This window comes from Paracoccus sp. R86501 (assembly GCF_042466435.1).
GTDB lineage: Bacteria > Pseudomonadota > Alphaproteobacteria > Rhodobacterales > Rhodobacteraceae > Paracoccus.
The window spans coordinates 495,001-509,195 of the sequence record NZ_JAXHPZ010000001.1 but is presented as its reverse complement, the minus strand read 5'-3'; the positions used below and the strand labels follow the sequence as shown (position 1 = coordinate 509,195).

General features: G+C 63.0%; 11 protein-coding genes, 1 tRNA gene and 2 rRNA genes (1 of these 14 running past the window's edge). 5 read left to right on the top strand and 9 right to left on the bottom strand.

The features are described 5' to 3' along the window. Window positions 1–2: 2 nt before the first annotated feature. Complete coding sequence (locus SJY40_RS02600) at window positions 3–1,532, bottom strand: GMC oxidoreductase (protein ID WP_378942382.1); 1,530 nt, start codon at window positions 1,530–1,532, stop codon at window positions 3–5. A gap of 118 nt (window positions 1,533–1,650) precedes the next feature. On the opposite strand from SJY40_RS02600, the gene SJY40_RS02595 reads away from it, so the two are divergent. From SJY40_RS02595 to rsgA, 5 genes are all read left to right on the top strand, one after another. After that, window positions 1,651–2,532 (top strand): helix-turn-helix domain-containing protein, encoded by an 882-nt coding sequence (locus SJY40_RS02595; RefSeq protein ID WP_378942379.1) that lies wholly within the window; start codon window positions 1,651–1,653, stop codon window positions 2,530–2,532. Between the two features lie 120 nt (window positions 2,533–2,652). Further along, window positions 2,653–3,138 (top strand): molybdopterin-dependent oxidoreductase, encoded by a 486-nt coding sequence (locus SJY40_RS02590; protein ID WP_378942376.1) that lies wholly within the window; start codon window positions 2,653–2,655, stop codon window positions 3,136–3,138. Window positions 3,139–3,174: 36 nt separating this feature from the next. Beyond that, window positions 3,175–5,700, top strand: a complete 2,526-nt coding sequence (locus SJY40_RS02585) for an ATP-binding protein (protein ID WP_378942374.1) — start codon at window positions 3,175–3,177, stop codon at window positions 5,698–5,700. Between the two features lie 42 nt (window positions 5,701–5,742). Next, window positions 5,743–6,348, top strand: a complete 606-nt coding sequence (locus SJY40_RS02580) for a response regulator (RefSeq protein ID WP_378942371.1) — start codon at window positions 5,743–5,745, stop codon at window positions 6,346–6,348. Between the two features lie 99 nt (window positions 6,349–6,447). Next, on the top strand, window positions 6,448–7,467 hold the full coding sequence (gene rsgA, locus SJY40_RS02575) for a ribosome small subunit-dependent GTPase A (protein WP_378942369.1): 1,020 nt from the start codon (window positions 6,448–6,450) through the stop codon (window positions 7,465–7,467). Window positions 7,468–7,503: 36 nt separating this feature from the next. On the opposite strand, the gene SJY40_RS02570 is transcribed toward rsgA, so the two are convergent. The 8 genes from SJY40_RS02570 to SJY40_RS02535 form a co-directional block, all read right to left on the bottom strand. After that, window positions 7,504–8,349, bottom strand: coding sequence for a dipeptide ABC transporter ATP-binding protein (locus SJY40_RS02570; RefSeq protein WP_378942366.1), 846 nt, complete (start codon window positions 8,347–8,349; stop codon window positions 7,504–7,506). Beyond that, window positions 8,346–9,185, bottom strand: coding sequence for an ABC transporter ATP-binding protein (locus tag SJY40_RS02565; protein WP_378942364.1), 840 nt, complete (start codon window positions 9,183–9,185; stop codon window positions 8,346–8,348). The genes SJY40_RS02570 and SJY40_RS02565 overlap by 4 nt, the downstream gene beginning before the upstream one ends. Before the next feature lie 3 nt (window positions 9,186–9,188). Next, complete coding sequence (locus SJY40_RS02560) at window positions 9,189–10,091, bottom strand: ABC transporter permease subunit (protein WP_378942362.1); 903 nt, start codon at window positions 10,089–10,091, stop codon at window positions 9,189–9,191. Continuing rightward, entirely contained in the window at window positions 10,088–11,095 is a 1,008-nt protein-coding gene (locus SJY40_RS02555; RefSeq protein WP_378942360.1) for an ABC transporter permease subunit, read from the bottom strand. The genes SJY40_RS02560 and SJY40_RS02555 overlap by 4 nt, the downstream gene beginning before the upstream one ends. Before the next feature lie 72 nt (window positions 11,096–11,167). Beyond that, complete coding sequence (locus SJY40_RS02550) at window positions 11,168–12,769, bottom strand: ABC transporter substrate-binding protein (protein WP_378942357.1); 1,602 nt, start codon at window positions 12,767–12,769, stop codon at window positions 11,168–11,170. A 250-nt stretch (window positions 12,770–13,019) separates the two neighbouring features. After that, window positions 13,020–13,096 (bottom strand) — tRNA-Met (locus SJY40_RS02545). 59 nt (window positions 13,097–13,155) lie between these two features. Beyond that, window positions 13,156–13,270 (bottom strand): 5S ribosomal RNA (gene rrf / locus SJY40_RS02540). An 89-nt stretch (window positions 13,271–13,359) separates the two neighbouring features. Further along, a 23S ribosomal RNA gene (locus tag SJY40_RS02535) occupies window positions 13,360–14,195 on the bottom strand; it runs 2,000 nt beyond the window's last position.

The window sequence follows — 14,195 nt, the reverse complement described above, 5'->3', positions numbered from 1 at the left end:
GGTCAGGCAGCGGCGGCGATCTGCCGCCACTGATGTCGAAGATGTTCGCCCACGCGCAGGGCCTGCGCCGCGATGGTCAGGGCCGGGTTCACCGCCGCGCTGGAGGGGAAGAACCCGCCATCGACGACGAACAGATTGGGGTGGTCATGCGCGCGGCACAGATGGTCCAGCGCCGAGGTCGCAGGGTCGGCCCCCATCCGCACCGTCCCGCATTGATGCGACGGTGCCTCGATCCCGAAGCTGTGGCGCAGGACGATCGGAAAGCCCGCGCGACGCAGCTGGCGCCGCATGTGCCGCACGAAGCGGTCGTGGCCCTCGCGCCCGCCCGCGGCATATTCGATCTGCACGCGGTCGCCGGGCAACAGGCGCACGCGGCTGTCGGGGTCGGGCAGATCCTCGGACATGCACAGCCAGTCGATGCTGTGCCGCCCCAGCCAGTCGGCCATCACACGCGGCATCTGCGGATAGGTCGAGCGGATCATCGCGCCGCTGATATTGCCCAGCATCTGCAGGTTGCCCCGCGCATCGGGATCATCGGGCAGCCCGTGATAGAAGTCGTTGACCGACAGCGTCTTGGGGAAGCGCGTCGGGTTAGCGGCCAGCGGACGAACCCCCATCAGCCCGGTCAGATGGTGGTTCATCAAGTAACGCCCCACCACGCCCGAGCGGTTCGCCAGCCCCTGCGGCATCGCCTGCGTGGCCGAGCGCAGCAGGATCAGCGCCGAATTGATCGCCCCCGCCGACAACACCACCAGCGGCGCGGAAATCCGCAGCGGGGTGTTGCCGTGCATCAGCTCGACCCCCGTGATCTCTCCGTCGCAATCATTGGCGATCAGCCGCGTGACCTTGGCACCGGTCCACAGCGTCACGTCGGGATGTTTCAGCAGCGGGCGGATCAACCGCGTCTCGGCATCGCCCTTGGCATCCAGCCGGCAGGCGAAGGCATCGCAGGTCCCGCAACGCTGACAGGCCCCTTGCGGGCCGTAATCGATGGCCGAGGGCATGTGAAAGGGCCGCATGCCCTGCTGCCGCAGGCGGTCGGCCATGTCAGCGATGACGGGTTCATGGGGAATGGGGGCGTGGTCATAGGGGTCACGCGCGGGTTCCGTCGGATCGCCGCCCGCCTGCCCGCGCACGCCGAACAGACGCTCGGCCATGGCATAATGGGGGCGCAGATCGTCGGGGCCGATGGGCCATCCGGTGGACACGCCGCCCGCAAACGCCTGTTCGCCGAAATCGCTGTCGCGCAGGCGGAACATCGCGGTGCCATAGAACTTGGTATGCCCGCCGACGTGGTAATACTGTCCGGGGCGAAAGCGGCGACCATCGGCGTGCTGCCATTCCTCGGTCGTGCGATAGCGGGCCTGGGCAAAGACCGCCTCGGGGTCGGCATTCTGCGGTTCGTTCGGCAGGAAGTCCCCCCGTTCCAGGATCAGGATCCTGGCCCCCGTCCCTGCCAGCTGATGGGCCACAGCCCCGCCGCCGACGCCCGACCCGATGATGATCACATCCGGCGCAATATCCTGATTCATGAAGCCTCCGATGGTCTGAGACCAAAGTAGGACTTCCCCCCGTCCAAACCATTCCCCCGGACGGCCTGTTCTTGTACGATTGCCGCATTCAGGGGTCAGGCGATCGGGCGGAACCATCATGCAGCCATTTTTCGAGCAGGTCGGCATTCCCGATGGCAGGTCCTGGCTGCTGTTCGACCGGCAGCTGCCCGAATTCCCGTTCAACTGGCATTACCACCCCGAATTCGAACTGACGCTGACGCTCAACAGCCGCGGCATGCGCTTTGTCGGCGACAGCATCGAGCCTTATGGCGACGGCGATCTGGTTTTGCTGGCTCCGAACGTGCCCCACGCCTGGCAGTCGGCGGCGCTGACGGGGGGCGTGCCGGGCCCGGGCAACCGGCATCAGGCGCTGGTCTGCTGGTTCGGCGCGGAATGGGCGCGGCAGGTCACGCAGCTGATGCCCGAGCTGGTGCCGGTCGCGGCCCTGCTGGACCGGGCGCGCCGCGGACTGGCCTTCAGGGCGGCGACCTCGGACAGGCTGCGCGACCGGATGCTGGACCTGCGCAACCTGCCCGACATGGAGCGCGTGCTGGAACTGCAGGCCATCCTGGCCCAGCTGGCCCGCGCGCCCGACGCCCGCCCCCTGGCCGGCGGAGAGATCGTCGTCAGCCAGATCCCCCGCGACCGCGAAAGGATGCAACGCGTGCTGGACTGGCTGCATCGGCATTACCGCGACCCGCTGCGTCTGGCACCGCTGTGCGATCTGGCCAATCTGACCGAAAGCCAGCTGCAGCGCATCTTCAAGCGCGCCACCCGCATGTCGATCAGCCAATACGTGAACCAGCTGCGCCTTGGGCAGGCCTGCCAGCTGCTGGTGCGGACCGACCGAAGCATGGGGCTGATCGCCACCGATTGCGGTTTCAGCGACGCCGCCCATTTCGCACGCCAGTTCCGGGCCCATCGGGGGATGACGCCCAGCAGCTATCGCACCGGGTTCAGGCGGGCGATCGGGCAATAGCAATAAGCCTGCACATAGGCGAAAGCATAGTCGCTTATACCTTTGCCAATTTGATCGGCGCCCCACGGTTGTGGGATAAGATGGCAGTTCCCCTCCTCAACCCTCCTCAGGAATATCGCCATGAACATGCTTCGATCGGCGGCGATTGCCGCAGTCAGCCTTGCCCCCCTTTGCGCCGTTCCCGTGCATGCGTCGCCTGCCTCCGACGTGCTGATGACGGTCACCACGTCAGAGGGGTCGCGCGAATACGACCTTGCAGCGCTGCAGGCCCTGCCGCAGACCGAATTCACGACCTCGACCATCTGGACCGAGGGCGAACAGGAATTCGGCGGCGTGCTGCTGTCGGACCTGCTGGAAGACGCCGGGATCACCGAAGGCAGCATCATGGCGACGGCCATCAATGATTATGCGGTCCAGATCCCCCTGGACGAGGTCGATGACATCGCCCCCATTGTCGCCTATCATCTGAACGGCGAAACGATGTCCGTTCGCGACAAGGGGCCGCTTTGGATCGTCTATCCCTATGACCTGTCCGTCGATTATCAGACCGAGATCAACTATTCCCGCAGCATCTGGCAGCTGGACCGGATCGTGCAGGCAGACTGACGGTCGGTCATGCCTGCCCGGCCAAAGGGTCGCCTGATGCGGCTTCAGTCGCTGTCACAGCGATACCGGATGGCGCTTGGCGCCTTTGTCGCGGTGGTCCTGGTGGCCATCGTGACGATCTGGCATTTCAACAGCGACATGCGCAGCCAGATCCGCGATCTTGGCGCGGCCAATTCCGACAGCACCCAATGGTTTCTGGCCCAGTCCGAGGTCGAGCTGATCGCCCTTCGCAACGCCACTCTGGCGCTGCTGGCCGATCGCAACGCCGATGTGGACGGGCTGCGCGATCGCTTCGACATCCTGTTTTCGCGGGTGAACACGGTCGAATACGGCCAGAATTTTACCGGTCTGCGTCAGGTCCCTGCCGTGGCTGCCGCGCTGCCGCGGGTCAAGAACGGGCTGACCGCGGCCATTCCGCTGATCGACGGTCAGGATGCCGCGTTGGTGCAGGCGGCCCCCGAACTGCTGGACCGCTTTGACGCGTTGACGCCGGACCTGCGGACCATCTCGCTGGAGGGGGTGCGGCATTTCTCACAGGCGGCGGACGCGCAGCGATCGACTGTGGTGGTCACCCTGAACGAGCTGTTCGGCATCATCCTGCTGCTGTTCGTCGTGCTGGCCGGGGGGCTGCTGTTCCTGTTCGTGACGGTCGGATCGATCATTGCACAGCGCGACGGCATAACATGGGCGCGCAACCGGCTGAATGCATTGTTCGAAACATCGATCGATGCGGTGGTCGTCGCCGATCATCACGGAAAGATCCGCAATTTCAACTCGGCCGCCGAACGCATTTATGGCTATACCCGCGCCGAGGCCATCGGCGCCGACATCCGCGATCTGCTGACGCCCCCCGAACGGATGGAGGCGGTCGAGGGCCTGCTGGAACGCCTGCGCCTTCGCCAGCCCCTGCCCGTCGCCAATTCATTCGGGGTCACCCAGTCCCGCGCGCTGCACAAGAAGGGGCACACCATCCCGGTCGAGGTCTCGGTGTCGTTCAACGCCGACCGCGACGGGCAGGTGCTGGTCGCCTATGTCCGCGACGTGACCCACCGGGTCGAGACCGAGGCCGAACTGACCGACGCCCGCGACCGCGCATTGGAGGGGGAACGCGCCAAGGCCCGCATGATCGCCGTGATGAACCACGAAATGCGCACCCCGCTGAACGGCATCCTTGGCACGCTGGACCTGATGCGAAACAGCGATCTGACCGCCGATCAGACCCGCTATCTGTCGGCGATGCAGCATTCCGCCGATCTGCTGTTGCAGCATGTGAACGATGTGCTGGATGCCTCGCGGTCCTACAACGAAAAGATCAGCATGAACCTGACCGAATTCGACCCGGCCAAGTTGTTCGGTGATCTGGTCGAAAGCCTGCGCGCCAATGCCGAACAGCGCGGCAACAGCCTGGTCTTTGAAAGCCACGGCACGGATGGCCGTCAGTTGCGAGGCGATGTCGGCAAGATACGTCAGGTGGCCGTCAACCTGATCGGCAATGCCATCAAGTTCACCAAGGACGGTCAGGTCACGGTTCAGCTGGACCGGATCGGCACTACCGGCCGGATCGAACTGCAGGTCAGCGATACCGGCGCGGGCATCGCCGATGAGGATATCGACCGGATCTTCGACGAATTCGTGACGCTCGGGTCCTTCTTCGACCGCGATGCCGAAGGAACGGGGCTGGGGCTGTCCATCGTCCGGCGTCTGGTCGAGGCCATGGGCGGAGAGATCGATGTCGTCAGCGAACCGGGCGAAGGCAGCGCCTTCACCGTCAGTCTGCCGCTTGAGGTGGCCGATGATCAGCCTGCCGCATCGACGACCCCAACCACCGGCGCACACCCTTCGGCACGCCATGACGGCAGCGCGATCCTGCTGGTCGAGGATAACGAGATCAACCGCCTCGTCGCGCGCGAGATGCTGAAGGCCAGCGGCTGCACCGTGACCGAGGCCGTGGACGGACTGGCTGGCGTCGAACAGGCGGCCAGGCAGCGTTATGACCTGATCCTGATGGACATCAGCATGCCCCGTCTGAACGGCGTGGATGCGGCGGGCCAGATCCGCAGAGCGCAGGGTCCGAACGCCACGACCCCCATCATCGCGCTGACGGCCCATGCCCTGCCCGACGAACTGGCCCGTTTCCGCGCCGCAGGGATGGACGATGCCCTGATCAAGCCGCTGGATCGGGCAATGCTGATGTCCATTCTGGAACGCCACCTGCCTGATGCGCCCCCTGCCGAAACGGCATCCGGCGCTGAACTGACCGACCTGCTGGGCGCCGATGCCGCAGCCGATCTGCGCGACCGTGTTCGCCGCGAACTGACCGAGGGCCTGACCTGCCTGGCCGAAGCCCCTGCCCGCATGTCCCCCGACGATCTGGCGCGGCTGGCCCATAAGATGGCGGGCAGCGCCGCGGTCATCGGATGGCGGGACATCAGGGACGATCTGGCACGGCTGGAAACCGGTTTCCGCGCCGCGCACACGCCGAAGTTGCGTGAAAAAATGCGAAATGACGCTTCGTTGTTGCGCGAACGCACGGATTGCACGAAGCTGGATGTCCACACCTGAGGGATATTTCCCCTTGGGTCACGTTTCTGCACGGACAAACTGATGCGCTTATTGATTGCCGACGACCACGATCTGGTGCGCGAGGCCATTGCGGCCTTGCTGAAAGGTCAGGGCATTTCCGACATCACCGGCGTCGATTGCCTGCCCGCCGCGATCGCTGCCATTCAGGCCGAAACCGACCGGCCCTATGACGTGATCCTGCTGGATTACGACATGCCGGGCATGGACGGTCTGGACGGGCTGACGCGCATCATGCAGCTGGTCCCGGATGCGGCGGTGGCGCTGATCTCGGGGACCGCATCGCCGAATATCGCACGTCAGGCGCTTGATGCGGGCGCGCGCGGGTTCCTGCCCAAGACGCTGGCCTCGAATTCGCTTGCGATGGCGATCGGGCTGATTGCCTCGGGTCAGGTCTTCGTGCCCTATGACTTCATGGAGCAGGCGGATGACAACCCCATCGCCAATCTGACCAAGCGCGAAACCGACGTCCTGCGCGGGCTGTGCGAAGGCAAGTCCAACAAGATCATGGCCAACGAACTGCAACTGGCCGAGGTGACGGTAAAGCTGCACGTCAAGACCCTGTGCCGCAAGCTGGGCGCAACGAACCGCACGCAGGCGGCCCTGATTGGCAAAGAAAAGCTGGGCTGATCCGTCGCGACCCTGCGCGCGTACCGTGCGCACCCCAAGGAAACGCTTGCATCCGGTCCCACGCGTGGCCATTCAGGAGGGGTAGGACAGGTGCCCCAGATGAATTTTCCGCAGCTTGCCGGCCTTGGCTGGACCGATTTCTATGACGAACAGATCACGCCTGACGATCAGGACTTGGTGCCGATGCGCATCGCCTCGGTCCATCGGTCGCGGCTGTCGGCGCAGACGGGTCAGGATCAGATCCGGCTGGAACTGCCCATTCATGTGACCACCAATGATTTTGCAGTGGGCGATTGGGTGCTGGTCAACGCCGATACAAATGTCGCCGAACGCCGGCTGGAGCGCGCCTCGCTGTTGCGCCGCCGGAATGAGAACATGCGCGGCCCCCAGCTGATCGCAGCCAACGTTGACACGCTGTTCATCGTCACATCATGCAACGACGACTTTAACGCCGCCCGCCTTGAACGTTATCTGGCGCTGGCGAATGAAGCCGGCACCACCCCCGTCATCGTCCTGACCAAGATCGACAAGACCGATGACGCGGCCAGCTATCGCGATCAGGCGCTGGAACTGCAGCGCGGGTTGCAGGTGGTGATGGTCAACGCCAAGGATCCGGATGCCACCGATGCCCTGCTGCCTTGGTCCGGGACGGGTCAGACGGTGGCGCTGGTCGGCTCGTCGGGCGTGGGCAAATCGACGCTGCTGAACACGCTGGCCGATAAGGCCCCCGACCAGCAGCAGCTGACCGGGGGCATCCGCGAAGGCGATGCCAAGGGGCGCCATACGACGACATCACGGTCGCTGCATGCCATCGCGGGCGGAGGCTGGGTGATCGATACGCCCGGCATGCGGACGCTGCACGTCAGCGACGTCGCCTCGGGGCTGGAGCAGCTCTTCGCCGAGATCACCGAGCTGGCCCCGCAATGCCGCTTCCGCAACTGCACCCACGAACATGAACCCGGCTGCGCGGTGCAGGCTGCCGTCAAGGCGGGTGATTTGTCGGCCGAGCGGTTGGAACGCTGGCGCAAGCTGGATCAGGAAAACACCGCCAACACGCCGGTGCAGACGGGTCCGCGCAACAACCGCGTCACCCTGCCCCGCGGCGGCAAACGCCGCTGATCGACGCCGCCGCCCCGAAGGGCGGCGACAATCAGGTCACGCCTCTGCCGCCAAGCGCGCGGCCTTGCGGCGTTCCACGCGGGCGCGGATGGCGTTCAGATCGGTCGCCGGGGTCGCGGCGAACAGCTGCTGCGTATAGGGGTGGTGCGGGTTACTGAACAATTCCTCGCGGCTGCCCTGCTCGACCGCCTCGCCCTTGGAAATGACCATCACGTCATCGGCGATATAGCGCACCACCGACAGATCGTGGCTGACGAAGACATAGGTCAGCCCCAGTTCGTCCTGCAGATCCGCCAACAGGTTCAGCACCTGTGCCTGCACCGACAGATCCAGCGCCGAGACAGGCTCGTCCAGCACTAGAAGCGAGGGGTTCAGCATCAGTGCCCGCGCGATGGCGATCCGCTGCCGCTGCCCGCCCGAGAACATATGCGGATAGCGGTTGAAATGCTCGGGCTGCAGCCCGACCTTCGCCAGCATCGCCTGCGCACGTTCTCGGCGTTCGGCAGCGGGCACCTTGGTGTTAATGATCAGCGGCTCCATCAGCACGTCCCCGACCTTCTGGCGCGGGTTCAGGCTGCCATAGGGGTTCTGGAACACCATCTGCACCTTGGACCGCATCTCGGGGCCGGGGCGGCGGGCGGCGATGTTAACCGGCTTGCCCTCGATCAGGATTTCGCCGGAACTGGGCGGGTCGATCAGCGCGATGATGCGGGCCAGGGTGGATTTCCCCGAACCGCTTTCACCGACGATGGCCAGCGTCTTGCCCTTCTGGACCTGAAAATCGATGCCCTTCAGGGCGCGCACGGTGCTGCCCTTGGAAAACATGCCACCCGCCGCGTGGTAATCGCGGGTGATGGCGCGGCCTTCGACTACGGGGGTCATCGCACGGGCTCCTCTTGGAAAAAGTCGGACACGGTCGGCAGGCGGTCGCCTGTTGCATGTTCCGGCAGGGCCGACAGCAGCGCGCGGGTATAGGGGCTTTGCGGAGCCTCGAACAGGGACAGCACGTCGGCCTCCTCCATCTTGCGGCCCTTGTATTGCACCACGACCCGGTCGGCGGTTTCAGCCACGACACCCATGTCATGGGTGATCAGGATCAGGGCCATGCCGTAATCCTCTTGCAGCTTCATCAGCAGATCCAGGATCTGCTTCTGGATGGTCACATCCAGCGCCGTCGTCGGTTCGTCCGCAATCAGCAGACGCGGTTCGGACGCGATGGCGATGGCGATCATCACGCGCTGGCACTGCCCGCCCGACATCTGGTGCGGATAGGCCTTCAGCTTGTCCTGCGGATCGGGGATACCCACAGCGGTGAACAGTTCCACCGCACGGTCATGGGCGGCCCGTCCCGACAGGCCCAGATTGATGCGCAGCACCTCCTCGATCTGGAAGCCAACCGTGAAGGACGGGTTCAACGAGGCGACGGGTTCCTGAAAGATCATCGTGATCTCTCGTCCGATCAGCTTGCGCCGACCCGAGGCCGACATCTTCAGCAGATCATGGCCGTCATAGGTCATTTCGTCCGCCGTCACCGTGGCGGTGTCGGGCAACAGTCCCATCACCGCCAGCATGGATACGGATTTTCCGGACCCAGATTCGCCGACGATCGCCAGAACCTCATGGCGGTCGACATGGACGTCGATACCGTCCACGGCGGTAAAGCTGCCGGTGGCGGTGGCGAATTTGACGGTCAGATTGCGGATGTTCAGAATGGACATTCGTCAGCTCCGCTTCAGTTTGGGATCGAGGGCGTCGCGCAGACCGTCCCCCATCAGGTTGATGGCCAGCACAGACACAAGGATCGTCAGACCGGGGAAGGTCACGACCCACCATGCGCGCAGGATGAATTCGCGGGCCTCGGCCAGCATGGTGCCCCATTCCGGGGTGGGCGGTTGCGCGCCCATGCCAAGGAAGCCAAGCGCCGCGCTGTCCAGAACGGCCGCAGAAAACGACAGCGTTGCCTGAACGATCAGCGGTGCAAGGCAGTTCGGCAGGATGGTCTTGAACATCAGGCGAAGATTGCCGGCACCGGCCACGCGGGCGGCGGTGACGTATTCACGCTCCATCTCGCTCATCACAGCGGCGCGGGTCAGTCGTGCGAAATGCGGCTGATAGACGATGGCGATGGCGATCATCGCATTGGTCAGCCCCGGCCCCAGAACCGCCACCAGCACCAGCGCCAGCAGCAGCGACGGGAAGGCCAGGATCAGGTCCATGACCCGCATGATGATCGTGTTGACCCAGCCCCGGAAGAAGCCCGCGACCAGCCCGATGATGATCCCGCCAACCAGTGCGATGGACACGACCACGATGCCGATGAACAGCGAATATTGCGCGCCATAGATCAGGCGGGACAGCATGTCGCGACCGACCGCATCGGTGCCCAGCAGGAACCGGCTGTTGCCGCCCTCTTGCCAGACGGGGGGCAGCAGCAGCGCGTCGCGATACTGCGTGGCCGCCCCATGGGGGGCCAGCAGCGGCGCGAAGATCGCCACCACCACCAGCAGCGAGAATACCACAAGGCCGATGACGGCGCCGCGGTTCTGGCTGAAGTAGAACCAGAATTCCTTCAGCATCCGGCGACGGATGGCGGCGTCGGAAAGTTTGACGGTCGTATCGCTCATGATGCACGGATCCTGGGGTTGATGAGGCCATAGGTCAGATCGACCAGCAGGTTGACCAGCATGACCATGCCCGCGATCAGCAGCAGGCCCGACTGGACCACCGGGTAATCGCGGCGCGAAATGCTGTCGATCATCCATTTGCCGATGCCCGGCCAGGAAAAGATTGTCTCGGTCAGGATGGCACCGGCCATCAGCACGCCGATCTGCAGGCCGATTGTGGTGACGACGGGGATCATCGCGTTGCGCAGCGCGTGCACGCCGATGACGCGGCGCTGCGGCATGCCTTTGGCGCGGGCGGTGCGGACGTAATCCTCGCCCATCACCTCAAGCATGGCGGAACGGGTCTGGCGCGCGATGACGGCCAGCGGGATCGTGGCCAGCACGACGGATGGCAGGATCAGGTGACTGACGGCGGAGGTGAAGGCGCCCTTCTGTCCCGACAGCAGGCTGTCGATCAGCATGAAGCCGGTCGCGTCAGGGAAATAATACATCAGGCTGATCCGGCCGGACACCGGCGTCCAGCCCAGGATGCCGGAAAAGAAGATGATCAGCAGCAGGCCCCACCAGAAGATCGGCATGGAAAAACCGACCAACGCGGCGGTCATCGAGACCTGATCGAACCAGCTGCCGCGCTTGATGGCGGCCAGGACACCGACCGGAACGCCGACCATGGTGGCGATGACGATGGCAAACAGGCCCAGCTCGACCGTTGCCGGGAACAAGGCCAGAAATTCGGTCAGCACCGGTTTCTTGGTGACCAGCGAATTGCCGAAGTCACCTTGGAACAGGCGACCCAGAAACTCCAGATATTGCATCACCAGCGGGCGGTCGAAGCCCAGCTGCGCGCTGAGTTCGGCATGACGTTCCGGCGTGACGCCGCGTTCGCCGGCCATCAGCAGCACCGGGTCGCCGGGCAGGATGCGCACGAAGCCGAATGCGATGATCGTGATGCCCAGGAAGGTCGGGATCAGGAACAGCAGTTTTGAGAGGATGAAGCGGACCATGTGCCCTTTTACCTTTGGGAAAGCGCGGGGCATTGCCCCGCGCGTCCGGTTGCAGAGTTGCGATCGGGCAGATTATTCGGCCAGATCGACGGTCTCGAAGGTGTAATCGCCAAGCGGGCTCATGACGAAGCCGGAAACCTTGTTCGACATCGGCACATATTGCGTGGAATGCGCGATGGTGAACCAGGGGGCCTGATCCTTGAAGACCTCTTGCGCCTTTTCGTAAAGAGCGGTGCGTTCGTCCTGATCGGCGGTCACCTTGGCGTCCTTCAGCAGCCCCGAGAATTCCTCGTTGCACCAGAAGGCGCGGTTCGCACCGCCATCACCCGCGGAATTGCACGACAGCAGCACCGACAGGAAGTTGTCCGGATCGCCGTTGTCACCGGTCCAGCCCAGCAGCACGGCACCATCGCGGCCCGGCTCCATCGACTTCGACAGATACTCGCCCCATTCATATGAGACGATCTCGGCGCTGACGCCGACCTTGGACAGGTCTTCCTGCATCAGTTCGGCCGTACGGCGCGCATTGGGCATATAGGGACGCTGAACGGGCATGGCCCAGATATTCATCGACAGATCGGTGACGCCCTCTTCCTCAAGCATCTTCTTGGATGCCTCGGGGTCATAGGCATCATCCTCGATCGCGTCGTTATAGGACCACATGGTCGGCGGGATCGGGTTTTTGGCAGGTTCGGCAGCGCCCTGGAAGACGGCGTCCACAATGGCCTGCTTGTTGATCGCCATGTTCAGCGCCTTGCGGACCTTGGGATTATCGAAGGGCGCAACGGTGGTGTTATAGGCCAGATAGCCGACGTTAAGGCCGGGCTGCTGGTCCAGCTTCAGGCTGTCATCCGCTTTGATCGCCTCGATATCGGCGGGCGCGGGATAGGGCATCAGGTGGCATTCGCCGGCCTTCAGCTTTTGCAGGCGAACGGCGCTGTCGGGGGTGATGGCAAAGATCAGGTCGTCGATCTTGGGCGCGGTGCCCCAATAGTCGGCGTTCTTCTTGTACCGGATCACCGCGTCCTTCTGGTAGGCAAGGAAGCTGAAGGGGCCCGTGCCGATCGGCATATTGTTCAGGTCTTCCTGACGACCAGCCTCTTCCAGCGTATCGGCATATTCCTTGGACACGATCGACGCGAAGGGCATCGCAATATTGGCCAGGAAGGGTGCTTCGGGCTGGTTCAGGGTGAACTTGACGGTGTGATCGTCGATCTTCTCGATCGACTTCACCAGCGCCGGCATCGCCATCGAGGTGTAATATTCATAGGTGACGCCCGGGATATACTGGTGCCACGGGTGGTCGGCATTGGCCTGACGCTCGTACGAGAAGATGACATCATCGGCGTTAAATTCGCGCGACGGGGTGAACATCTCGTTCGAGTGGAACTTGACGCCCTGGCGCAGGTGGAAGGTGTATTCTGTGCCGTCCTCGGACACATCCCAGCTCTCGGCCAGACCGGGCTCGACCTCGGTGGTGCCCTTCTTGAATTCGGTCAGCCGGTTATAAATCGGATGCCCCGAGGCATCGAATGTGCTGCCGGCGGTATAGGGCGCGGGGTCAAAGCCCTCGGGCGATGCCTCCGAGCAGTAGACGAACGTCTTGGCCTGTGCCGCCACTGTCATCAATGCCAGCGCCGATACGGCGATCATGCCGCGCGAAAGATATGTCATGTGCAAATCCTTACAGTCTCTGTTGAACCTCAGTCGTCATGTCCGGCTTTTTCCGCCGGTTCCATGATGGTCATTCCCTAGGCATACAGCCTGCGCGAATGGCGTTCCATCAATTACAGAGATGTTAGGTATGTTTTTTGCACGTCCTGCAATAAGTTGCCGTTAGGTCAATCATTATGACCCATGAACTTAATTCGAACGTCAGGAAGCCCCGCTTTTCGAGCGGGGCATTGTAACTTCGGTATATTTTTGGTTGCGGGGGCAGGATTTGAACCTGCGACCTTCAGGTTATGAGCCTGACGAGCTACCGGGCTGCTCTACCCCGCGCCAAGTTTGTCCTGATCGTGTTTTTTCATCGTTTCAGAGGGATATGCGTCTCTTTCCAGGTCTGGCGGTGACCTACTCTCCCACGTCTTGAGACGCAGTACCATCGGCGCAGCGGCACTTAACGGCCGAGTTCGGGATGGGATCGGGTGTTTTGCTCGCGCTAGGGCCACCAGACCAGGAAAGAGACGCTCAGCGTGGGCTATTGCCCATGTTGTCCAAGGATGCATTTGGAGGAAGACTTTGAAGTCTGTCTTCTTCCGGATCAAATCAAGCCTATCGAGCCATTAGTACCGGTCAACTGAATGCATTGCTGCACTTACATCTCCGGCCTATCGACGTGGTGGTCTTCCACGGCTCTCAAGGGAGACCTTGTTTTGAGGGGGGCTTCACGCTTAGATGCCTTCAGCGTTTATCCTGTCCGAACATAGCTACCCAGCACTGCCGTTGGCACGACAACTGGTCCACCAGTGGTTCGTCCACCCCGGTCCTCTCGTACTAGGGGCAGCTCCTCTCAAGTCTCCAACACCCACGGCAGATAGGGACCGAACTGTCTCACGACGTTCTAAACCCAGCTCACGTACCTCTTTAAACGGCGAACAGCCGTACCCTTGGGACCTGCTCCAGCCCCAGGATGAGATGAGCCGACATCGAGGTGCCAAACGATGCCGTCGATATGGACTCTTGGGCATCATCAGCCTGTTATCCCCAGCGTACCTTTTATCCGTTGAGCGATGGCCCTTCCACTCGGGACCACCGGATCACTATGGCCGACTTTCGTCTCTGCTCGACTTGTCAGTCTTGCAGTCAGGCTGGCTTCTGCCATTGCACTCAACGACCGATTTCCGACCGGTCTGAGCCAACCTTCGCGCGCCTCCGTTACTGTTTGGGAGGCGACCGCCCCAGTCAAACTACCCACCACGCAGGGTCCCGGACCCGGATAACGGGCCGCGGTTAGACATCAAGAGTGCGAAGGGCGGTATCTCAAGGATGGCTCCACGAGAACTAGCGTTCCCGCTTCAAAGCCTACCGCCTATCCTGCACATCGCAATCCTGATGCCAGTGCGAAGTTGTAGTAAAGGTGCATGGGGTCTTTCCGTCT

Coding starts and splice junctions, on each gene's coding strand:
- SJY40_RS02580 (WP_378942371.1), top strand. CDS start 5,743: ATGCGCTTATTGATTGCCGACGACCACGATCTGGTGCGCGAGGCCATT.
- SJY40_RS02595 (WP_378942379.1), top strand. CDS start 1,651: ATGCAGCCATTTTTCGAGCAGGTCGGCATTCCCGATGGCAGGTCCTGG.
- SJY40_RS02560 (WP_378942362.1), bottom strand. CDS start 10,091: ATGAGCGATACGACCGTCAAACTTTCCGACGCCGCCATCCGTCGCCGG.
- SJY40_RS02590 (WP_378942376.1), top strand. CDS start 2,653: ATGAACATGCTTCGATCGGCGGCGATTGCCGCAGTCAGCCTTGCCCCC.
- SJY40_RS02565 (WP_378942364.1), bottom strand. CDS start 9,185: ATGTCCATTCTGAACATCCGCAATCTGACCGTCAAATTCGCCACCGCC.
- SJY40_RS02600 (WP_378942382.1), bottom strand. CDS start 1,532: ATGAATCAGGATATTGCGCCGGATGTGATCATCATCGGGTCGGGCGTC.
- rsgA (WP_378942369.1), top strand. CDS start 6,448: ATGAATTTTCCGCAGCTTGCCGGCCTTGGCTGGACCGATTTCTATGAC.
- SJY40_RS02550 (WP_378942357.1), bottom strand. CDS start 12,769: ATGACATATCTTTCGCGCGGCATGATCGCCGTATCGGCGCTGGCATTG.
- SJY40_RS02585 (WP_378942374.1), top strand. CDS start 3,175: ATGCGGCTTCAGTCGCTGTCACAGCGATACCGGATGGCGCTTGGCGCC.
- SJY40_RS02555 (WP_378942360.1), bottom strand. CDS start 11,095: ATGGTCCGCTTCATCCTCTCAAAACTGCTGTTCCTGATCCCGACCTTC.
- SJY40_RS02570 (WP_378942366.1), bottom strand. CDS start 8,349: ATGACCCCCGTAGTCGAAGGCCGCGCCATCACCCGCGATTACCACGCG.